Source organism: Myxacorys chilensis (genome assembly GCF_059505265.1).
Genome location: NZ_JCACKG010000304.1, coordinates 1 through 2260, shown reverse-complemented (window position 1 = coordinate 2260; position 2260 = coordinate 1). Strand labels below are relative to the sequence as shown.

Annotated in this window: 1 protein-coding gene; it reads left to right on the top strand. The window is 68.5% G+C overall.

Features of this window, described 5'->3' with window-relative positions; translation table 11 throughout:
* Nucleotides 1-564 precede the first annotated feature (564 nt).
* Nucleotides 565-2260 (top strand): DNA primase family protein (locus AC5JLB_RS30225; protein ID WP_495877519.1); only part of this gene is annotated, 1696 nt, incomplete at its 3' end.

Here is a 2260-nt window from a genome sequence, read left to right as displayed (position 1 = left end):
CGCTGGTACCACGACCGCCTGAAGCAGCGCGAGGAGCGCCGCAGCCGGCTCAGAAGCCCCGAACCCTGGCAGGGGGGAGGGGGGGTCAGATCCTCTGGAGAGGGGTCTTGCCCCGACCCGCGCCCCTCCAATGCGTAGATTATTTTCTGACGGGCCCGATTTTTCGGGGCCGGGCCGCCCGGGTCAGGTGCCTCAGCCGGCGCCGGTCAGAGAAAGCGCATCAGGAACAATGGCTTTGGTCTGCAGGACTTCGCGCCGAGAGCCGACAGGCCGCCAATCCGCGGCCTTTTGTTAACGGGCAGCCGCTGTCGCCGCGAGCCTGCGCGCGACGGGGACGAGGTGCGCCCGCGTCCCCGGCCACGAGCTCGATGAGGTCCTCGTCCTGCCGAGGACCTGGAGTGGCTCACCTCTATTCAGGACGGCCGCGCCGATCCGCAACGAACCCACGCGAGAGCCCGTGTCCCTGGCCTCGCGCGGTTCTCCCTCGCCCCTCGGGCGGGGGCTGGGACATCCACGACACCCTGGTGACCGGCGCAGCCGGCCCGCAACTGAAAGAACCAACCCATGAAACCCTTCAAGCCACCTCACCCATCCACCGACCTTTCAAGCGGCAGCCCGGACGGGTTCGAGCAGGTGCGAGCCCGGCTGTCCGCAGCCGAGGACATCGACATGGCCGGGGTGCCGGTCGCAAGGACGCGCCGGGTCCGGCCGGCCGAACAGGACCATGCGGCACGCCCGCATGGCGGGGTGTGGCCCAGCTTGGGAACGGAGGAGGACGACGCGCCGAACGGCCCGTCGGTCGAGATCGATCCCGAGATCGTCCGGGTCGCGCGCCGGTGCGCGGGCTTCCCTCTCAACGACCGGGGCAACGCGCAACGGCTGATCGAGCATTACGGGCGGGACCTGATCCATGTGCCTCGGGTGAGCTGGTTCGTCTGGACCGGCCAGTACTGGAAGAAGGACGAGGACGAGATCGAGGTGGGACTGCGGGCGCAGCAGTTGGGTGAGCTCATCCTCGCCGAGATCCCGCACCTGGAGCTCACGCCAGCGGACGCCGAGCTTCGAGCGCAGGCCGACACGGACGCAGCTGAGCTCCGCAAGCTTGAGGCCGTGTCGAAGACCAAGCGAACCACCAAGCAGCGCGAGCGCCTGGCCGCGCTCGCCTCCCAGGCGGCCGATGCCGGCAAGACTGGCGGCCAGCTGACCAAACGCCGGGGCGAGCATCGCACCCATGCGCGAGGTTCGGGCAACGCCGCCCGGATCCGTGCCGCCATCGAGCTCGCGTCCCAGCGACAGACCAAGCAGCTCACCGAGCTCGACGCCGATCCGCTGATCGTCAACACCCAGTCGGGAGCCCTGCGGTTCTGGGTCGAGACCCAAGGCGCCGCCCGCATGGCCCAGGTCGAGCTTCTGCCGCACGCCCGCGAGCAGTTCCTGACCAAGATGATGCCGGTGAAGTGGGAGCCGCAGGCGGCCTACCCGAAGTTCCTGGCCTTCCTGGAGCGGGTGCAGCCCGACGAGCAGATGCGCGCCTTCCTGCAGCGCTGGTTCGGCCTGTGCCTGACCGGCCTTTTGGAGCAGAAGCTCGTCTTCCTCTACGGGTCGGGCGCGAACGGCAAGTCGGTCCTGATCGACCTCATCGCGAGGATCCTCGGCGAGTATGCCACGACGGCCAGGATCGAGGCCCTGACCGGGTCGACCCGGCGCTCCGGCGCTGAGGCCACGCCCGATCTCGTGCCGCTCATCGGCGCGCGCCTGGTTCGCGCCTCCGAGCCCGAAGAGGGGGAGCGCCTTCAGGAAGCACGGATCAAGGAGATCACGGGTGGGGAGCCCATCATGGTGCGCCCGCTCAACAAGCCCTTCCTCGAGGCCTGGCCTGAGTTCAAGCTGACGATCTCCGGCAATCACCGGCCGGACATCCGGGGCACCGATGACGGCATCTGGCGCCGCGTGCTCTTGGTGCCGTTCGAGGTGCAGATCCCCGTGCAGGAGCGTGACCCTGATCTCAAGACAAAGCTCTGGGAGGAGCGCGACGGGATCCTGCAATGGATGGTGGAAGGTCTAAGGTCCTACCTCGAGGCCGGCCTGCAGGAGCCGCCGGCCGTGATGGAGGCTACCGCGGAGTACCGGGACAGTTCCGATCCCCTCGGGGGCTTCCTCGTGGAGGCGTGCGAGGTCACGGGAGAGAAAGGCGATGTTGTCCGGACGGCGGAGCTGGTCGAAGCCTTCAACTACTGGCACGCCTCCACGAGGAAGCCCC